This is a genomic window from Nonomuraea sp. 10N515B, assembly GCF_052245915.1.
GTDB lineage: Bacteria > Actinomycetota > Actinomycetes > Streptosporangiales > Streptosporangiaceae > Nonomuraea.
Window position 1 is genome coordinate 79,867 of the sequence record NZ_JBQQBQ010000028.1, and the last position, 16,898, is coordinate 96,764.

Annotated in this window: 19 protein-coding genes and 1 pseudogene; 13 read left to right on the top strand and 7 right to left on the bottom strand. The window is 67.2% G+C overall.

What is annotated here, in order from left to right; genetic code table 11:
- Window positions 1-41: 41 nt before the first annotated feature.
- The 3 genes from ACTWQA_RS33995 to ACTWQA_RS34005 all read right to left on the bottom strand — a co-directional run bounded on the left by ACTWQA_RS33995 (window position 42) and on the right by ACTWQA_RS34005 (window position 1,975).
- Window positions 42-941 (bottom strand): hypothetical protein, encoded by a 900-nt coding sequence (locus tag ACTWQA_RS33995; RefSeq protein ID WP_443163088.1) that lies wholly within the window; start codon window positions 939-941, stop codon window positions 42-44.
- Window positions 938-1,294 (bottom strand): PadR family transcriptional regulator, encoded by a 357-nt coding sequence (locus ACTWQA_RS34000; RefSeq protein WP_443163089.1) that lies wholly within the window; start codon window positions 1,292-1,294, stop codon window positions 938-940. The genes ACTWQA_RS33995 and ACTWQA_RS34000 overlap by 4 nt, the downstream gene beginning before the upstream one ends.
- Before the next feature lie 291 nt (window positions 1,295-1,585).
- Window positions 1,586-1,975 carry a hypothetical protein gene (locus ACTWQA_RS34005; RefSeq protein ID WP_443163090.1) on the bottom strand — a complete coding sequence of 130 codons (390 nt, stop codon included), beginning with the start codon at window positions 1,973-1,975 and terminating at the stop codon, window positions 1,586-1,588.
- Window positions 1,976-1,989: 14 nt separating this feature from the next.
- Here ACTWQA_RS34005 and ACTWQA_RS34010 point away from each other — a divergent pair, with 14 nt between their 5' ends.
- From ACTWQA_RS34010 to ACTWQA_RS34035, 6 genes are all read left to right on the top strand, one after another.
- Entirely contained in the window at window positions 1,990-2,787 is a 798-nt protein-coding gene (locus tag ACTWQA_RS34010; RefSeq protein WP_443163091.1) for a thymidylate synthase, read from the top strand.
- Window positions 2,784-3,287 carry a dihydrofolate reductase gene (locus tag ACTWQA_RS34015; protein WP_443163092.1) on the top strand — a complete coding sequence of 168 codons (504 nt, stop codon included), beginning with the start codon at window positions 2,784-2,786 and terminating at the stop codon, window positions 3,285-3,287. Before ACTWQA_RS34010 ends, ACTWQA_RS34015 begins: the two co-directional genes overlap by 4 nt.
- 508 nt (window positions 3,288-3,795) lie before the next feature.
- The gene (gene rph / locus ACTWQA_RS34020) at window positions 3,796-6,396 is read left to right on the top strand and encodes a rifamycin-inactivating phosphotransferase (protein ID WP_443163093.1); all 2,601 of its coding nucleotides are present in this window, start codon (window positions 3,796-3,798) and stop codon (window positions 6,394-6,396) included.
- A gap of 141 nt (window positions 6,397-6,537) precedes the next feature.
- Window positions 6,538-6,813, top strand: coding sequence for a hypothetical protein (locus tag ACTWQA_RS34025; RefSeq protein ID WP_443163094.1), 276 nt, complete (start codon window positions 6,538-6,540; stop codon window positions 6,811-6,813).
- 42 nt (window positions 6,814-6,855) lie between these two features.
- On the top strand, window positions 6,856-7,185 hold the full coding sequence (locus tag ACTWQA_RS34030) for a MarR family winged helix-turn-helix transcriptional regulator (protein WP_443163095.1): 330 nt from the start codon (window positions 6,856-6,858) through the stop codon (window positions 7,183-7,185).
- A complete protein-coding gene (locus ACTWQA_RS34035; RefSeq protein ID WP_443163096.1) occupies window positions 7,182-7,526 on the top strand; it encodes an ester cyclase in 345 nt (114 codons plus the stop codon). The genes ACTWQA_RS34030 and ACTWQA_RS34035 overlap by 4 nt, the downstream gene beginning before the upstream one ends.
- A gap of 58 nt (window positions 7,527-7,584) precedes the next feature.
- Here the strand turns inward: ACTWQA_RS34035 and ACTWQA_RS34040 are convergent, their stop codons facing one another.
- Window positions 7,585-7,863, bottom strand: coding sequence for a hypothetical protein (locus ACTWQA_RS34040; protein WP_443163097.1), 279 nt, complete (start codon window positions 7,861-7,863; stop codon window positions 7,585-7,587).
- Window positions 7,864-8,030: 167 nt separating this feature from the next.
- Here ACTWQA_RS34040 and ACTWQA_RS34045 point away from each other — a divergent pair, with 167 nt between their 5' ends.
- Window positions 8,031-8,558, top strand: a complete 528-nt coding sequence (locus tag ACTWQA_RS34045) for a GNAT family N-acetyltransferase (RefSeq protein ID WP_443163098.1) — start codon at window positions 8,031-8,033, stop codon at window positions 8,556-8,558.
- A gap of 378 nt (window positions 8,559-8,936) precedes the next feature.
- On the opposite strand, the gene ACTWQA_RS34050 is transcribed toward ACTWQA_RS34045, so the two are convergent.
- Entirely contained in the window at window positions 8,937-10,277 is a 1,341-nt protein-coding gene (locus ACTWQA_RS34050) for an MATE family efflux transporter (protein WP_443163099.1), read from the bottom strand.
- An 87-nt stretch (window positions 10,278-10,364) separates the two neighbouring features.
- Window positions 10,365-10,763, bottom strand: coding sequence for a hypothetical protein (locus ACTWQA_RS34055; protein ID WP_443163100.1), 399 nt, complete (start codon window positions 10,761-10,763; stop codon window positions 10,365-10,367).
- A gap of 642 nt (window positions 10,764-11,405) precedes the next feature.
- On the opposite strand from ACTWQA_RS34055, the gene ACTWQA_RS34060 reads away from it, so the two are divergent.
- From ACTWQA_RS34060 to ACTWQA_RS34070, 3 genes are read left to right on the top strand one after another with little or no spacing between them, the layout of a single operon-like run.
- The gene (locus ACTWQA_RS34060; RefSeq protein ID WP_443163101.1) at window positions 11,406-12,044 is read left to right on the top strand and encodes a TetR/AcrR family transcriptional regulator; all 639 of its coding nucleotides are present in this window, start codon (window positions 11,406-11,408) and stop codon (window positions 12,042-12,044) included.
- A gap of 4 nt (window positions 12,045-12,048) precedes the next feature.
- Window positions 12,049-12,345 carry a DUF6204 family protein gene (locus tag ACTWQA_RS34065; RefSeq protein WP_443163102.1) on the top strand — a complete coding sequence of 99 codons (297 nt, stop codon included), beginning with the start codon at window positions 12,049-12,051 and terminating at the stop codon, window positions 12,343-12,345.
- Complete coding sequence (locus ACTWQA_RS34070) at window positions 12,342-12,536, top strand: hypothetical protein (protein ID WP_443163103.1); 195 nt, start codon at window positions 12,342-12,344, stop codon at window positions 12,534-12,536. Before ACTWQA_RS34065 ends, ACTWQA_RS34070 begins: the two co-directional genes overlap by 4 nt.
- A gap of 354 nt (window positions 12,537-12,890) precedes the next feature.
- Here ACTWQA_RS34070 and ACTWQA_RS34075 read toward each other — a convergent pair whose 3' ends face one another.
- Entirely contained in the window at window positions 12,891-13,844 is a 954-nt protein-coding gene (locus tag ACTWQA_RS34075; protein WP_443163104.1) for a LysR family transcriptional regulator, read from the bottom strand.
- Between the two features lie 88 nt (window positions 13,845-13,932).
- Here ACTWQA_RS34075 and ACTWQA_RS34080 point away from each other — a divergent pair, with 88 nt between their 5' ends.
- The 3 genes and pseudogenes from ACTWQA_RS34080 (at window position 13,933) to ACTWQA_RS34090 (ending at window position 16,576) form a co-directional block, all read left to right on the top strand.
- Window positions 13,933-14,856 carry a zinc-binding dehydrogenase gene (locus ACTWQA_RS34080; RefSeq protein WP_443163105.1) on the top strand — a complete coding sequence of 308 codons (924 nt, stop codon included), beginning with the start codon at window positions 13,933-13,935 and terminating at the stop codon, window positions 14,854-14,856.
- On the top strand, window positions 14,853-15,833 hold the full coding sequence (locus tag ACTWQA_RS34085; protein WP_443163106.1) for an alpha/beta hydrolase family protein: 981 nt from the start codon (window positions 14,853-14,855) through the stop codon (window positions 15,831-15,833). The genes ACTWQA_RS34080 and ACTWQA_RS34085 overlap by 4 nt, the downstream gene beginning before the upstream one ends.
- A pseudogene (locus ACTWQA_RS34090) lies at window positions 15,833-16,576 on the top strand (SDR family NAD(P)-dependent oxidoreductase). Before ACTWQA_RS34085 ends, ACTWQA_RS34090 begins: the two are co-directional and overlap by 1 nt.
- The last annotated feature ends 322 nt before the right edge of the window (window positions 16,577-16,898 follow it).

A 16,898-nucleotide genomic window follows, 5' to 3' on the forward strand; every position in this document is an offset into this window, starting at 1 on the left:
CGGGGGTGGCGGTGGTGGGTGGCTGGTGCCGGTAGCGAGCGTCAGGCGGGTTCCCCGGTGCGGGCCAGCCACGCCGTGAGGCCCAGCAGCGCCACCGTCGCGACGGCGACCGCCGTCAGACTCGCCAGATCGGTGAACCACGACGGCATGACATCGACGACGAGGAACGGCGTCAGGATGGCAGCCGTCCGGCGGCCCACAGGGGAGCGCAGTGCCAGCACCGCCACCGTACCGATGGCGGCCAGCATCAGGACGGCCCCGAAGACCTCGGGCAGCAGGGCGCCCACGACGCACGCGCCCAGCACCCCGCCCGCCCAGGCCAGCAGCCGCCGGGACCCAACAGGGCCGGGACCGGGCGACGGCGCGAGGGTCAGCATCGCCGCGCAGACGCACGCCGGGAGGGCCGCCAGCAGCATGTTGGCAGCGATCAACGGCCGCCCCGAGACGAGAAGCACGTCGCCCATCACTCTGGTCCCTTCGGGCAGGGACAGCAGCCGGGCCATCATCGTGGCCGCGTGCAACGCCGCCATGGCCCACGCGCAGGCGATCGCTGCCCATCGCCGCCCCAGCCACGCCAGCAGCACGACCAGCCCGGACGGCAGCGCATAGACGAGCACCGGGAGGGCCTGGTCGAAGGCTAACCGGCCAGCAAGCGTGGCAGCGCGGGACAGGCCGCCGCCGAACAGTGTGAGAGGGGCGAGGAGGGCGGCCAGGTCGACGGCGGCCCGCCAGTGCCGCCGCGACCCGGGCGGTGCAACCCGGCGCAGCCGGATCGCCAGGCCGCCGCGCACCAGATCGAACGCGTCCCGCCCGGACGGGCGACTTTGGCCCGGAGCCGAGGCCGCCAGCAGCACGGCGAGCATCTCCTCCTCGTGCCGCGCCCGGTGGTCCTTCGGGTACCAGGTCAGCAACCGGCGGTAGCGCCGTTCCAGCGCGGTCACGAGGCGCCGCCGAGGGACGGCTGCGCAGCGGCCGGGCTGCGGAGCAGCCGCGCGGTGGCGGTGTCGGCGTTCCGGCGCAGCCGTTCGGCCTCGGCCGACAGCCGGGCCGCGCCCTCAATGGTGAGCCGGTAGTAACGCCGGGCCCGGCCGTCCACGACCTCCTCGCGGTCGGTCTCAATCAACTGCTCGCCCTGGAGCCGGTCGAGCGCGGCGTACAAGGTGCCAGCGCGCAGCCGCACCCGCTCACCGGAGATCTTCAGGACATCGGTGATGATGCCGTAGCCGTGCTGCGGCCCGGCCGCCAGGGCCGTGAGGATCAGGAACGTCGGTTCCTGCATCGACCTGTTCTTCATGTGATCGATATATACCGACAATCTTCCTATAGTGCAACGCCCGGACGTAGTGTTCGACGGACACCTGCTCCGCGGCTCCCAAACCCAGGACGAACCGAACCCGATTCGAAACTCCTGAAACGACAAGATCCCGCACCCTCATCTGCCGGCGACGCCTCACCTCATTGCGCAAGCAGCTCTAAGCCACCTTCGACGAGGGCGCCACCCATGTGTTGCAGTCGCAGGAACTGCTCCTGATGCTCGGCCTTGCTGCCGGCCCTGAGGTCTTCGCCGGCGTCGTAAAGGCCGGTCTCAGCTTCTGCACGTGGTAGCCGTACGGTCCCAGTCGCAATACCACACCTCGGAATCCCGGCTGCCCTCCTCGTCGGAACCGCAGTAGTTCTTGGGCAGGCGCTTCACGTACCGAACCTTGACCGGCTCATACGGCAGGCCGGCCTTTTTCAGATACGGCCCCCACGTGTTCTCCAGACAGCGGATGACCTCGTCAATATAGGCGCGGGCCTGCCCGGAGTCGTGCGGCTCAATCGGCAGTTCGTCGCATGTCGTCGGCGGCAGCGGGCCCGCCTCGTACAGCGCGTTCTTGGTGAGGACGGGGTTGCTCACATTGCGGAGGTCGATCGGCTTCGCACGCTGAGCGCGACGGACGTGGATGTCGGCGCATGCCCGCTTGTGGATGGCCACTAGACTCGACGGCCGTGGTGGACACTCAGTATGAAGATCTGTTGCGGCTGGTACTCACCTCTGGGACGGCCAAAGCCGATCGGACAGGCACCGGCACCCGAAGTGTCTTCGGGCACCAACTACGCTACGACCTCTCACAGGGGTTCCCGCTGGTCACCACCAAAAAGGTGCACCTCAGGTCCATCGTGTACGAGCTGCTGTGGTTCCTGCGCGGCGACTCGAACGTCGGCTGGCTGCATGAACACGGCGTCACCATCTGGGACGAATGGGCCGACGCGAACGGCGACCTCGGCCCGGTCTACGGGGTGCAGTGGCGCGCCTGGCCCACCCCGGACGGCAGGCACATCGACCAGATCAGCGACGTTCTCGACACTCTGCGCCGCGACCCGGACTCCCGCCGGATGATCGTCTCCGCCTGGAACGTCGGCGAGCTGACCAAGATGGCACTCGCGCCATGTCACGCCTTCTTCCAGTTCTACGTCGCCGACGGCAAGCTCTCCTGCCAGTTGTACCAGCGCAGCGCGGACCTGTTCCTCGGGGTGCCGTTCAACATCGCCAGCTACGCCCTGCTCACGCACATGGTGGCGCAGCAGGCCGACCTCGAGCCGGGCGACTTCATCTGGACCGGCGGCGACTGCCACATCTACGACAACCACGTCAAGCAGGTGACCGAGCAGCTCTCGCGTACGCCGTTCGAGTTCCCCGAGCTGCGTCTGCGCCGAGCCGACTCGCTTTTCGCCTACGCCTACTCCGATGTGGAAGTGCTCGGCTACCAGCACCACCCGGCCATCAAAGCCCCGGTCGCGGTGTGAACGTCGGGCTGATCTGGGCGCAGACCCTCGATGGCGTGATCGGCGCGGATAACGCGATTCCGTGGCGACTGCCTGAGGACATGGCGCATTTCAAGGCGACCACCCTCGGCCATCCAGTGGTGATGGGACGCAAAACGTGGGATTCACTGCCTTCGCGATTCCGCCCGCTATCCGGCAGGCGCAACATCGTGGTGACTCGCGATCCGCATTGGGCGGCCGAAGGCGCCGAACGTGCCGGGTCCATCGCCAGGGCCCTGGAACTCGCAACCGAGCCGTCGGAGCCGGCCCCCTCTGCTGCGGCATGGGTGATCGGCGGCGGAGAAATTTACCGTGCGGCCCTGCCATATGCCACAACGCTCTGGGTGACTGAAGTCGACACGACGATAAACGGCGACACCTATGCCCCGATACCGGACCGGACGTGGAAAGTCGCCGAGGACAGAGGCTGGCAGACCTCGACGTCCGGGCTGCGCTACCGCATCCGCAGATACACACGGTAAGGGTCAACCACACCCCTGATCAATTTCTCAGCTGCGCTCGCCGCCTGACCGAAGACCTGCATTGTCCCTGGGAGAAACCGTCTCGTCCGGTCAGCTCACCCTCGCAGCGCCTCAACGATGCAGGCCAGCGACATCATGGGCCCGTTCAGCCCGGACGACGTCGCCCCCGCGCCACACGAAGACCCTGTTGTGGAGCGTGTGGTCGCGGACGCTCTTGGGCCAACGACGTGTACCCCCGTACGCGGCGCGCCGCCGCTTCACGAGAAGGGCGTCAGTCCGCAGCGGACGGCCCGCAAGGCAAGGCAAGAAGATCTCACTCCTTGCCATTCTTACCGTATAGCGGACTGGGGGGCTTGCCGCAAGACCCGGGTCGTGCTGCAGAATCGTCGGCCGGACCAACAACGGACGAAGACATGGGGGCACGACGTGCGTGTGTTGTTCTCGAGACGCCGGTGATTCGACCGGCCGGTGCAGGGCAACGGAGCGCGGCTGCCTCGGAGGTATCGCGATGATCGAGCCGTACGTGTTGGGTCTTCAAGAGGTTGACGAAACGCAGGTCGCGGTCGTCGGAGGCAAGGGCGCGCACCTGGGCGGGCTGTCGCGGATCGACGGCATCCGCGTGCCGGCCGGCTTTTGCGTGACGACGAACGCCTTCCGGCGGATCATGGCGGAAGCGCCGTCGATCGACGATCGGCTCGATCAGTTGTCGCGCCTGAACCCGGACGACCGGGAGGCGATCCGCACGCTCAGCGCGGAGATCCGCCGGACCCTCGAAGGGGTCGCCATCCCGGGCGATCTCGCGGCGGCGATCATCCGCGCTCTCGCCCAGCTCGGCGAGCAAGCCGCCTACGCCGTCCGATCCAGCGCGACGGCAGAGGACTTGCCGACGGCCTCCTTCGCCGGCCAGCAGGACACGTACCTGAACGTCGTGGGTCCGGCCGAGATCCTCCAGCACGTCAGCCGATGCTGGGCCTCGCTGTTCACCGAACGGGCCGTGACCTACCGCCAGCGGAACGGCATCGACCACCGTACGGTCCACATGGCCGTGGTCGTGCAGCAGATGGTCTTCCCGCAGGCGGCCGGCATCCTGTTCACAGCCGACCCCGTCACGTCCAACCGAAGGGTCGCCTCCATAGAGGCCGGCTTCGGCCTCGGCGAGGCCCTGGTCTCCGGCCTGGTGAACGCGGACGTCTACAAGGTGCGCGACGGCGAGGTCGTCGCCAAGGCGGTCGGCGCCAAGCAGCTCGCCATCCACGCCTCGCCGGCGGGCGGGACGCAGGAACAGGCGATCGACCCGGAGCGGCAGGAGCAGCCGGCGCTGACGGATTCGCAGGTCGTGCGGCTCGCGCAGCTCGGCCGGCGGATCGAAGCGCACTTCGGCCGCCCCCAGGACATCGAATGGTGCCTGGTCGACGACGGCTTCCAGATCGTCCAGAGCCGGCCGATCACCACGCTGTTCCCCATCCCCGAGTCCGGTGACCGGGAGAACCACGTCTATATCTCCGTCGGCCATCAGCAGATGATGACCGACGCCATGAAGCCCCTGGGGCTCTCCTTCTGGCAGATGACGACCCCCGCGCCCATGGCCGAGGCAGGCGGCCGCCTGTTCGTCGACGTCACCCAAAGGCTGGCCTCGCCGACAAGCCGCGCCGGCTTCCTGGAGCTCGCGGGGAGATCCGATCCGCTGATCGCGGACGCGCTGCAGACCGTTCTCGAGCGTGACGGCTTCATCCGGCCGCTCCCTGACGAGGGTCCCCCCGGGCCACTGGTTGGCGGCGCGCCAGCCGCCCCTATCGAGACCGATCCGGCCATCGTCACCGAGCTGATCGGGCGCAGCGAGGCATCCATCGCCGCGTCGGAGCGCGACATCCGGACGAAGTCCGGAGACGCGCTGCTCGACTTCATTCGGGCGGACATTCAGGAGCTGAGGCGGATCTTGTTCGATCCGCGGAGCCATCAGGTGTTCATGTCGGCGATGGAGGCCACGTGGTGGCTCAACGAGCAGCTGGAGGCGTGGCTGGGCGAGAAGAACGCGGCGGACACGCTCACGCAGTCCGTGCCCCACAACGTCACCTCAGAAATGGGGCTGGCGCTCCTGGGCGTCGCTGACGTGATCCGACCGTATCCGGACGTGGTGGCGTTTCTGCAGCACATCGAGGACGAGGGTTTCCTGGACGAGCTGCCCAAGCTCGCGGGCGGGCGGGAAGCGCGAGACGCCATCGAGACCTGGCTCGACAAGTACGGCATGCGCTGCGTCGGCGAGATCGACATCACGCGGCCGCGTTGGAGTGAACGCCCCTCCACGCTCGTGCCCATGATCCTCGGCAACATCAAGAACTTCGAGCCGGGAGCCGGCGAGCGGCGCTTCGAGCAAGGGCGGCAGGAGGCATGGAAGAAGGAGCAGGAGCTGCTGGAGCGCTTGCGTGCCCTGCCGGACGGGCAGCGCAAGGCTGAAGAGACGAAGCGGATGATCGACCGGGTCCGGACCTTCATCGGGTACCGGGAGTATCCGAAGTACGGCATGGTCAGCCGCTACTTCGTGTACAAGCAGGCCTTGTTGGAAGAAGCCGAGCGCCTCGTGCAGGCCCACGTACTTCGTGAGAAGGAAGACATCTTCTACCTCACGTTCCAGGAGCTCCACGACGTCGTGCGCACGAACCGCGTGGATGACCAGCTCATCGGCCGGCGCAAGGAGGCGTTCAGGTCGTATCAAGCACTCACGCCGCCCCGGGTGCTCACGTCCGATGGCGAGGCCATCTCTGGGACGTACCGACGCGACGATATGCCGGCCGGCGCGCTGATCGGCCTACCGGTCTCCGCCGGGACCGTCGAAGGCCGGGCCCGCGTCATCCTGGACATGGCACGGGCCGACCTCGAACCGGGCGACATCCTCGTCACGGCCCACACGGACCCCAGCTGGACGCCCGTCTTCGTCGCCATCGCAGGCTTAGTGACGGAGGTCGGAGGATTGATGACTCACGGCGCAGTGATCGCACGCGAGTACGGATTGCCGGCCGTCGTCGGTGTGGTCGACGCCACCCGACTGATCCCCGACGGGAAGCGGATCCGCGTACACGGAACCGACGGGTACGTCGAGATTCTGCCTTGACTGATCACACGGAGAACGCCCATCCGTAGCTTCCGGCCAAAACAACGCCAAGTAGTTGATCTTTCTGGGGAAGCGGTCGACGGTGAGCCGGACAGTGGCGGCGTCGAGGTCGTCGTCGGCCCCGCAGCGCTGACGCCACGCGTGGCCACCGTCGCGGTCGACCTGCTGCGCAACGAGTACGCGCTCAACGGCGTGACCACCGTCCCGGACAGCATCCTGGCCGAGATCGTCGACCAGGTGTTCCTTCCCCTGGTACGAGCACACGGCTCGGCTGATTCACCGCGCCCGGCACCGGCACGACGCCGACCTCATCACCTCACAAAGCCATGCAGTTCACGACGCCCGCAGCGTCTGATCGACGTCGGCGATCAAGCCAGCCTGGCGCCACTTCTTGATCATCCCCAGTCCTGCGCCTGAGCACGCAAGGCAATCTCTTGATGGCATCAAGAGTTGTCGCGAGTGCAGCTGCTCGTCCGGCTGCGGCGTGACGGCGAGACCAGCCACAGCGACCTGCGTCAGGCGCTGGGCATCGACGGTGCGAGCGTCACCCGGCTGGTAAAGGAATTCGAGGCCGAAGGACTGCTCGGCCGTCGCCTGGACCCGGCGGACAACCGCTACACCCTGGCTGCGCTGACCCCTGCCGGCGAGCGGGTCGCTGCCGATCTGGAGCGAGCACATCAGGCATATCAGGAGCGGCTTCTCGACGGCATCACACCACAACAGCAGGAGATCGTGCTGGGCGTTCTACTCCACGTCCGCGCAAACATGATCGAACAGGAGAGCCAGTGACCGAAGACGTGCGGGCCGCTGCCCGACGCATGTACGTGGCGTTCAACGCCCACGATCACGCCGCCACGGCGGAGATCTTCACAGCGGACTTCTATAGCCACTCCCTGGGCACGACCGGCCCCGAGAGCATCACCCGGGCGTGGCAAAGATTCCACGAGGCGTTCCCGGAGGCGCAGGTCGTCGTCGAGGACGTGATCGTCGAAGGGGACACAGCCGCCGTCCGCACGAGCGTGCACGGCATTCCCGGCCAGCAATCACCGACCATGCTGGAAATCTTCCGGGTGCGCGACGGACGCATCGCCGAGCTGTGGGGGCTATCGTCGCTGCGACGCGGCTTCTGAGGTGTTGGTTCGCCTCACGTGGCTCCCAACTTGGCCCCCTTTTTCGGCTCTCAGCCAATCACGGCCAAAGGATGTCCAGCGCCAGAAGCAGCGCGCCGAGGCCGATCGCCACCGTCCCCAGCACCAGTCCCGCCACTGACATGCTGCGGTTGGACACCGTGGAGATCGTGGCTTTCCTTCGCACCCCAGGCCATGCCAGAGCTGCCGCAATGATCCCGAGAGCCAGCGTCGTCCAGTTCGGCGCCCCCCACTTCGCTCTCAGCGGGCCGCCGGCGAACATGGCGAGGCAGGCGACGATCAGGGAAAAGAGACCCAAACGATCGAATAATCGCGTCATAGCGAGCGAGTGTAGATCACTCACCTGCCATTCCATCGATCAAGCGAGAGACGCAGAGCCGGGCTCTTTGCGCTACGGCAAGGCGTCAAGGTGTCGTTGACATGGTGTGCGGGCGGGCTGAACTCCGGCGGTAGCGAGGCAGCCCCGCTTTGATCAGAATGTGACTCATGAACGATGTGCGCACGCTTGATGGTTCAGGTCCGGTTGAGGTTGCAATCGGAGATGAGGCTGATCTTGTCGGAATTGTCGCTCTCCTCAACGACGTGTCGGCGACCTCGATCGCGTCTTTCGACTCCCGGCCGATCACAGTGGATGAGCGGCGCGCCTGGTTCGAACGGTTCTCCTCCACAGGCCCTTACCGGCTGCTCGTGGCTCGACGAGATGGTCAGGTGGTGGGCTATGCCTGCAGTCAGCGTTACCGGGATCACGATGCCTTCCGGGAGACGGTTGAGCTCAGCGTCGCGATCGATGCCAGTTGCCGGGGCTTGGGGGTGGGAACGTCGCTGTATCGGGCGCTGTTTGAAAGCATTGCCGATGAGCCGATCCATGTGGCGGTCGTAGGCATCGCCATGCCCAACGATGCATCGGTCGCGTTGCATCGGAAGTTCGGCTTCACAGAGGTCGGGACGTTCCACGAGTACGCCGTCAAGAACGGTCAGTACATCAGTTCGCTGTGGATGGAGCGTCTTCTTTAACGACCGCCTGCCCCGAGATCCCAGCAGAGCGCCTCGACCGCACGCCGCTCACGGGCCGGGGAAGGCCACCACCCGTCCCATAACGCGCACTTCAGATCACCTTGTCGTAACACCCAGCCCGGAGCCGGCATCGCCATGCCCAGCGACGCGAACTTCGACCCACTAGCGCTCTGACGCCACCCGGGCCTGCCCGGACACCTGCTCCGCGGCTCCCGAACCAGGACGAACCCAATTCGAAAACCCCTGAAACGACAAGTTCCCGCCCGATCTCGACGATCAGACGGGATCCCGTCAACTTCCTCCAGGCCATGCCGATGAGCTGGTCGCAGCCCCCGGTCACGGCGACACAGCAATCGCTGGGGGTTCCCGGCCCGGGCATCATCCCCGAGAGGTTTCCAGAGCCGAGCCCACCCGTGCGCTGTACCGCACGAAGCCGACGATCTGTGCTCCAAGGATGAGCACGCTGCTCGCTGTCAACGCAATCCACAGGCCTGTCAGCTCCCATGCCGCCGCTGCAGGAGTCATCATCAAAGCGAGCATGCCATACCCCGCGATGGCTGAGCCGAGGGTCCAGGTCGAGCGCCTGAGCCCCATCAGGCTCCAAGACATCACGATCCCGCAGTTGTTGGCGAGGGCGTAGACCGTCAGCAGCGGCAGTAGGACGAGGGTCAGGGCGAGCACCGTGGCATCCGAGGTGAACAGCTCAAGTACGACTTCGCCGAGGAAGAGCAACACGAGCGCGCCAGACAGCAGTCCGGAAGCCGCGATCGCCACGGCCACCCGGTTGAGTCGGCGGGCATCACCGGGCGAGGCTGCTCTGGCGATCTCCGGAGTAGCGGCCTGGGCAACAGCGAAAGCGACCAGGCCGAGGAATCCCTCCAGCGATGCGAGGATCGCGTGGGCAGCAGCCCCTTGAGTTCCTGTCCGCGTGGCGGCGGCGTAGGTCACGCCGCCCATGACCGTGAACTTGATGACCAGCGTGGCGGACATCGGGATACCCACCTTTGCCATGCGTACGATCTCCCGTGGCCGCGGACGTCCAGGCCACAGAGACTGCCCAGCCAATTCAGGTACGCGCAGCAAGAGCACGTTCGACACGGTGACGGCCAGGGCGGTGGATACCAGGAGCGCGATACCGGTGCCTTGGATGCCCATCACGGGCACCAGAGTGAGGAGCAAGATGACCTCCACGGCTGTGCTCGACAGGCTCGACCAGAGCACCAGCCGACTGCGTCCCAGCGCAATCAGCATCCCGTTGGCGCCGCTGCCTGCGGAAAACAGCAACACTTGGAAGGCCATGAGCAAGGGCAACGTGCCGAACTCAGCTGCCACCTCATGGGGTATCCTGCTGATCCGCGCGATCAGCGGAACACCGAGCATGACGCTTGCGCCAACCGTTCCGAGCCCGATGGTGAGCCAGCGCGCGTCTTTCAGGATGGGCAGCGCCTCAGTGGGGCGGTCACGGCAGGCGGCGACGAACGGGGCCATGCCGCGCAGACCGCCCGACACCGCAGCCGTGACCGGGGCGAGTACTGCAGTTGCGAGCGCGAAGGCCGCCAGTTGGGTTGTCGCCTGCTGTCCAAGGAGAGAAGTGCTGATGAGCTGGGCGACGACCCCGGCACTCATGGACAAGAAGAGGGGAACTGCTGCGTTCAGGATCGTGCGATGAGGAGAAGGCATAAAAGCAAAATCCCGGGCGGTCGCTCGCTCGGGATGCACGATAATTATACGGCACGGCCTCAACCATCAAGCAGGCCCGGCTCCAACTCGCTCCAGCCAGATAGCATGCCCGGCAATGAGGAGGCGTCAGGAACGGCCGACTGGTTGTTCCAGACCGGGTTCTCTGCCCCGCTCCATCCTCCAGCGGGCCCGGATTCCCGCGATCAGTAGAACGGCCGCGCTGCTGTAGCCAAGCACAGGCACAAGATGCCACAGCAGCCACGGGAGTCTTCCGTCCCAGCCCGCGCAGTTGAGCGTCCTGACGTACCGGAGCCCGAGGAACAGCCAGTCAAGCGCGACCACCAGCATGGCCGAAACGGCCAACGCTCCCACCGCCGTGCTGAGCCGACGCCCTGCCCAGGCGGCGACCGCGCCTGACAGGAGAGCGCTTATAGAGGGCAGGGCGTACAGGACCAGAACCTGCTCTGTCGTGGACGTCACGGGATCGCGCAGACGCTCCCACGTCCGCTCGAGACCGGACTGCATCTCGGACGGGCTGACCGAAAGCGGGCCTCCACATAACACGCTCGCATCGCCCGGGATGAACATCGGCAGCCACGGGGACAGGAAACTCAGGACGCACGCCGCCAGTGCGGCTAACCACCATCGCAGATAGCGCCACCGAAGCATGGGCCGCCTTCCCCCACACATGATCGACAGCGGACATTGTCCACCACGGCGCCCAGGGCCGCGACAGACTGATCGCTCCAGCCTCTTACGCCGAGTACCAGAGTCCGCGATCGTCACGGGTCCAGCGCTTGGATACGGGGCCATTCAGGGGCATTAGCGGGAACACAGCGCTTCCAACGCTCTGGAAGCGGCCTTTGACCTGGGTGGGGTGTTCACGAGTGCGGTTGGCCTGCAACAACACGGGCTCCATAAGATCGCTTCCCGCTCGCGAGCTGATCGTGTCCCGCGGCTCAAACCGACTGCGCTGGTCGCTGCGATCAACGAGCGGATGTGACCACGGACCCGGTCAGAACGACGGCTGGTCCTGCAAATCCCGGGAGCGAGCCCCCCTCCTTATCCCCTCGCAGTGTGTAAGGCGCGCCTCGAGGGCCGGGCCGCCAAGACCGTCCGAAGGGCATATAAATGCAATCGACTCCAAATTTGGAGTAGACTCCACGTATGTCTGAGGGGCTGCGCGAGCGCAAGAAGCGACAGACCCGGCAACGCATCTCCGGTGTGGCCAGCGGCCTGTTCGTCGCGCGCGGCTTCGACAACGTCACGATCGCCGAGGTCGCCGCGGCTGCGGAGGTGTCGGTCAACACCGTCTACAACTACTTCCAGGCCAAAGAGGACCTCGTTCTGCCGCCGGAGGAGGCCTCCCCGCAGCGGCTGGCCGACATCGTGCGTGGGCGCCGAGCCGGTCAGTCGGCGGCCGATGCGGTCCTGGCGCGGCTGCGTCAGGAGGTGCGCGGGCGTGAGCGCAGGCTCGGGTTGAGCGAAGGATTCGGCCGTGTACTGGAGATGATGCGGGCCGCGCCCACGCTGACCGCCCGGCTTGAGCGGCTCGCCCACCAGATGACCGCCGAGCTGGCCGACCAACTGGTCCTGGAGACCGGCGCCGCACCCGGCGACCCGCTGCCGCGGGCTGTCGCCTGGCAGCTTGGGAGCCTGCACAGCATGGTCCTGTCGGAGATCGGCAGGCGGACCGCTGCCGGCGAGCGGCCGGGCGTCATCGCCGCGAAAGTGCTGGAGCTGATCGACGCCGCGGAGGAGCTCATGGGGAAGCGCCTACTCGGCTACGCCGTACGAGAGGAATGAGCAGTTGTTCAGGGTAACGATCAGAGGAAAGTTCACCGGGCTCGACGACGCCGGGCGGGCCGCCGTCCTTGCCGCAGGCGGCACCGCCTACACCGAGGCCGGGACGTTCACCCACGATCAGAGCGTGACGGCTTTCACCTTCCGCTGCCAGGTGCCGGCAGGTCCGGACGACGGCCAAGACGAGGCGGCGCTTGGCGCGATGGCCGCGCTGGAGGCGCACGGGCATCCGTATGCGATCTTGCAGCTCGCGGTGACCGACATGCGCCACATCAAGATCCGCCCCAAGGGGCGCCGGATGTGACCGACGAGCGCGACCATCACCGTCGCCGCCTGTTCCCGTACTTGATCCGGCCGGACGTCGTCTACCTGCCGGTCCGTGACATGGACGCCCTCCCGTACGCCCTGGTCTGGCGTGCCGAGACGGAAAACGCCCTGATCCATGCCCTCGCGCACACCACCCGCGACCTGGGTCCCCAACGGTTGCACCGCTGACAGGCCCCCGCTCGGCGATCGCGCCCGACCAGCTACGTCGGCCGACCACGATGGGGCGATCTTGAGGGCGGTATGAGTGCGGCGCCGTGGCCGATCCTTGAACGCGGACAACTAAGGGCCGGGCCTTCCTCGATCATCTGACGCCAACGACCATGGCCGGGCTTGCGCCGGATCGGCTTGGTGAATCGAGTAGGGCTGGCCTGGGGCACGAGAGGGGTTGAGAAGATCGCTTCCCGAAGGGAGAATGATCGTTTCCCGCACATGCCGCGCGAGCCCTGTCCGGAAGGAGATCCAGTAACACCCCGCCCTCCAACCGCAACGTGGTCTGGTCAGTCGACGTCGGATCCCTGAGGCTCAAAAGCCTGGGTCGGGACGATTCCGCCGCGGTGAGGGATGATGCTCGGGAAGCCAATCGCGGATGGGATCGTATTCCAACCAGCGGTTGCGCTTCGCCTGCGCCGTGAAGGCGCTCGTCAAGGCTTCCAGCAGTGGATGGCCGCCGTTGTCACGCCACAGCAATGACCAGGCGTACAGGGGTGTCGGGTCCACCAGCGGGACCGAGCGGATCGCAGGGCCGGATGGGAGCGGCACGTCCGCAGGCAGCAGGCAGAAGCGGCGCGGATCGGCTGCCAGATCTGCCAGGAAGTGGTCCAGCCCCAGATTGGTGCCCTCCGCCTGATCGCGGATGCCGAAGTGCTCGGCGAAGCGGTGGAGGAAGTCCAGCCGCTGGAGCGGCCCCGGGGTCCAGAGCACGCCGTCGTGCAGTTGCTCGGGGCGGATGGCCGGAGCGTGCGCCAGTGGATGGTCGGCGCTGAGGATCGCATCCACCGGCTCCAGCCGCACCAGGCGATGCGTCAACCCTGCGGGCAAAGGCGCGTGAACGCGGCCGAAGGCGGCGTCGATCGCGCCGTGAAGCAGCGCGGCTGCCACCGCAGGAAGGTCACGGCCATGCCCGAGTTCCAGCCGTGGCTCGTGGGACGCCACTTGCGCCAGCGTTCGCATGGGCGCATACAGGTGGCCCCACACGTCGATCCGCAACGGACGGTACGCATCCAGCACCGTCGCCATGGCCAGGTCGGCGGCGGCCAAGGCCTGTCGGGCAGGCTCCAGGAAACGTTGCCCGGCCTCGGTGAGCCGTACCCCGTGGCCACCACGTTCGAATAGGCGCCTGCCGAGCATGGACTCCAGGCGGGCAATCCGCTTGGACAGCGCCTGCTGGGAGATCGACAGTTCCTCGGCCGCGTGACCGAAGTGCAACTCCTCGGCGGCCAGGACGAACGCGCGCACCTGCGCCAGGTCGAGGTCCACGTCTTTCACCTTAGGCGACAACCGATGGTTGTCGGCCTGTCCCGTACGTTGTTGGATCCCGCGGCTCGTACGCCGGTTTCATGGCTGCATGCGAAGATTGATCCCCACGAGAGATCCAGTGCGTCCGGTGGAGTTCGCCCAGGACGTTCAGCCCGTACCCACCGCAGGGGAAGCGCTGATCAAGGTTGAGGCCTTCTCCCCGAACCGAGGTGAGACATTCCTTCTGGAAGAGCCGAAACCCGGCCTGCTGCCCGGCAAGGACGTCGCCGGCCTGGTCGTGCAGGCCGCCGCCGACGGCTCCGGACCGTCGGCCGGCACCCGCGTGGTCGGCCATCCGCCGCTGGGAGGCTGGGCCGAGTACGTGGCCGTGCCCACTCACTCGCTGGCCGTGCTGCCCGACGAGATCAGCGCCGTCCAGGCGGCCGCGCTGCCGCTGGCCGGGATCACCGCGCTTCGATTGATCCGTACGGTCGGCGCCCTGGCGGGCAGGCGGGTGCTGGTCACCGGCGCCTCTGGCGGGGTGGGCCACTACTTCACCGAGATGGCGGCCGCGGCCGGAGCGGAGGTGAGTGCCGTCACCGCCACCGTGGAACGTGGTGCACGCCTGCGCGAGCTGGGTGCCGCGGCGATCGTGCATGACGTGACCGACGCGGGCGGCCCGTTCGACGTGGCGCTGGAGTCCACCGGCGGAAGCGCTCTCGCGACCGCGCTGGCCAGGCTGGTCCCCGGCGGCACGCTGATCTGGTTCGGCCAGGCCAGCCGTACCCCGGCGACGATGAACTTCTTCGACCTGCTCGCCGGGCCGGAGAACGCCGTGATCCGGCACTTCCACTATGCGGGCGCGCCATACGGTCCCGATCTGGCCACCTTGGTACGTCTGATGTCCGGCGGGCGGCTTCACCCGGAGATCGGCTGTACCGCCGATTGGAGCCAGACCGCCGATGTGCTCGTCAACCTGCGGGAACGCCGGATCCGCGGCAACGCCGTCCTGACGATCGGAGCACCACGATGAACGCTGCCGACTTCGCCGCCGCCAACCTGACGCGGGCCACCGGAGCCGGGCTGGACCCGCACGAATACCAGCGGGTCACCGGTGAGCTGGCCGACCTGGGCCAATGGGGCGAGGTCTTGATGCGCGCCGCACACGGACACCTCGCGCGCGCCGAGCAGGCGGGCACGGCAATTTCCGCGGGCGAGCACTGTCAGGTCGCAGCGCGCTGGTTCCACTTCGCCACCCTGGGGCCGAATCCTGAACACGCACTCGCCGCCGCGAAAGCCGACGCCGCCATGGGTCGCGCCCTGCAACTGCTGGAGCCTCGCGCGCGCCGGATCGAGGGATCGGGCTTCGCCGGCTGGCTGCGCGGCCCGGCCGGCGCGGCGGCCACGGCTGTGGTGGTGCCTGGGCTGGACTCCAGCAAGGAGGAGTTCCACGACGTGACCACCGCCTTGCTGCGCCGGGGTCTGGCCGTATTCACCATGGACGGGCCGGGCCAGGGCGCGCTCGCGGCCACCTCCACGGTCACTGCGGACTACCACCAGGTGATCGGCCGGGTCATCGACGCACTCGGCGTCGAGAGCGTGGGACTGGTCGGGCTCAGCCTCGGCGGCTATTACGTCGCCAAAAGCGCCGCCCATGAACCGCGCGTCGCGGCCGTGGTCACCGTCAGCGGCCCCTTCCGCCTGGATTGGGACACCCTACCGCCCCCTGTACAGGAGATTCTCATCCAGCGCGCCGGAGGAGAGGAAGCCGCCCGCCACTTCGCCCGCCAGGTGGACCTGTCCACCCTCGCTCCGCGCATCACCTGCCCTCTCATGGTGGTGGACGGCGGCCAGGACCTCATCCCCGGCGTTACCAACGGCGAACCCCTCGCCCGCCTGGCGCCACGCGGACAGTACCTGCACATCCCTCACGGCGACCATCTGCTCGGCAACGCCCGCCCCGACTGGCTGCCAGCGACCGCCGACCGACTTTCCGGAGCACTCGCATGATGCGCTTCATCGACAAGACCGCGTTGATCACCGGCGGCACGAGCGGCATGGGACTGGCCACCGCACACCGCCTCGTCGCCGAAGGCGCCCACCTGATCGTCACCGGCCGCACCCAGCGGCGTGTGGACCAGGCCGCCGCCATGCTCGGCTCGCACGCCCTCGGCGTGGTGGCGGACGCGGCCGACCTCAACGATCTGGTGACCTCATGGGCATGATCAAGACTCGGTACGGCCGGCTGGACGTCGTCTTCGCCAACGCCGGCGTGGGCACGTTCGCGCCCTTCGCCGACATCACCGAAGCCGACTTCGATCAGACCATCGGCGCTGAACGTCAAAGGCGTGTTCTTCACGATCCAGAAGGCGCTGCCGCTGTTGGCCGATGGCGGCTCCGTCGTCATCAACGCCTCCTGGACCCTGCATCGCGGCAACGGCATTCTCACGCTCTATTCGGCCACCAAGGCGACGCGGACAACCTGGCCCGTACCTTGGCGGCGGGAACTCGCGCCGCGCGGAATCCGCGCCAACTCCGTCAGCCCGGGGTACATCGACACACCGATGTACCCGGCCGCGGCGTTGAGCGAAACTGAGTCGACGGCCATCATTGGCCGGGTGGCGGCCGGCCGATTCGGCCGGGCGGAGGAGGTCGCCGCGGCGGTGACGTTCCTGGCCTCCTCAGAGGCGTCCTACATCAACGGCCAAGACCTCATCATCGATGGCGGCCTGGTGACTGCGATCCCCGCCTGACCATGCCTGCCCATGCACGACAGATGGGCACCGCAGCCCAGCGGCCGATCTCTCACGTCTCCCAGCGGCCCGACACCACGAGCGTCCTCCGCCCTGGGTGGGTGTTCACGAATAGGCGTGACCTGCACCGAGTCGGGTATGGTGATGATCGCTTCCCGCAGCACAACTGATCGTTTCCCAGCTGTTCGGCAGGCGAATAGCGCCACAAGAACCAGGCCAGATAACGGGGTATGGCGCACTTGACGGGGATGATCACGGTCGCTGATCGCAAGGCTCAGTTAAGCAGTGCCAGTGACCCCAGTCGGCGGCGCCCTGGTCATCT

Excerpts from the sequence above, each read along its gene's own strand:
- ACTWQA_RS34000 (WP_443163089.1), bottom strand. The coding sequence starts at position 1,294 with ATGAAGAACAGGTCGATGCAGGAACCGACGTTCCTGATCCTCACGGCC.
- rph (WP_443163093.1), top strand. The coding sequence starts at position 3,796 with ATGATCGAGCCGTACGTGTTGGGTCTTCAAGAGGTTGACGAAACGCAG.
- ACTWQA_RS34040 (WP_443163097.1), bottom strand. The coding sequence starts at position 7,863 with ATGACGCGATTATTCGATCGTTTGGGTCTCTTTTCCCTGATCGTCGCC.
- ACTWQA_RS34045 (WP_443163098.1), top strand. The coding sequence starts at position 8,031 with ATGAACGATGTGCGCACGCTTGATGGTTCAGGTCCGGTTGAGGTTGCA.
- ACTWQA_RS34055 (WP_443163100.1), bottom strand. The coding sequence starts at position 10,763 with ATGCAGTCCGGTCTCGAGCGGACGTGGGAGCGTCTGCGCGATCCCGTG.
- ACTWQA_RS34060 (WP_443163101.1), top strand. The coding sequence starts at position 11,406 with ATGTCTGAGGGGCTGCGCGAGCGCAAGAAGCGACAGACCCGGCAACGC.
- ACTWQA_RS34080 (WP_443163105.1), top strand. The coding sequence starts at position 13,933 with ATGCGAAGATTGATCCCCACGAGAGATCCAGTGCGTCCGGTGGAGTTC.
- ACTWQA_RS34085 (WP_443163106.1), top strand. The coding sequence starts at position 14,853 with ATGAACGCTGCCGACTTCGCCGCCGCCAACCTGACGCGGGCCACCGGA.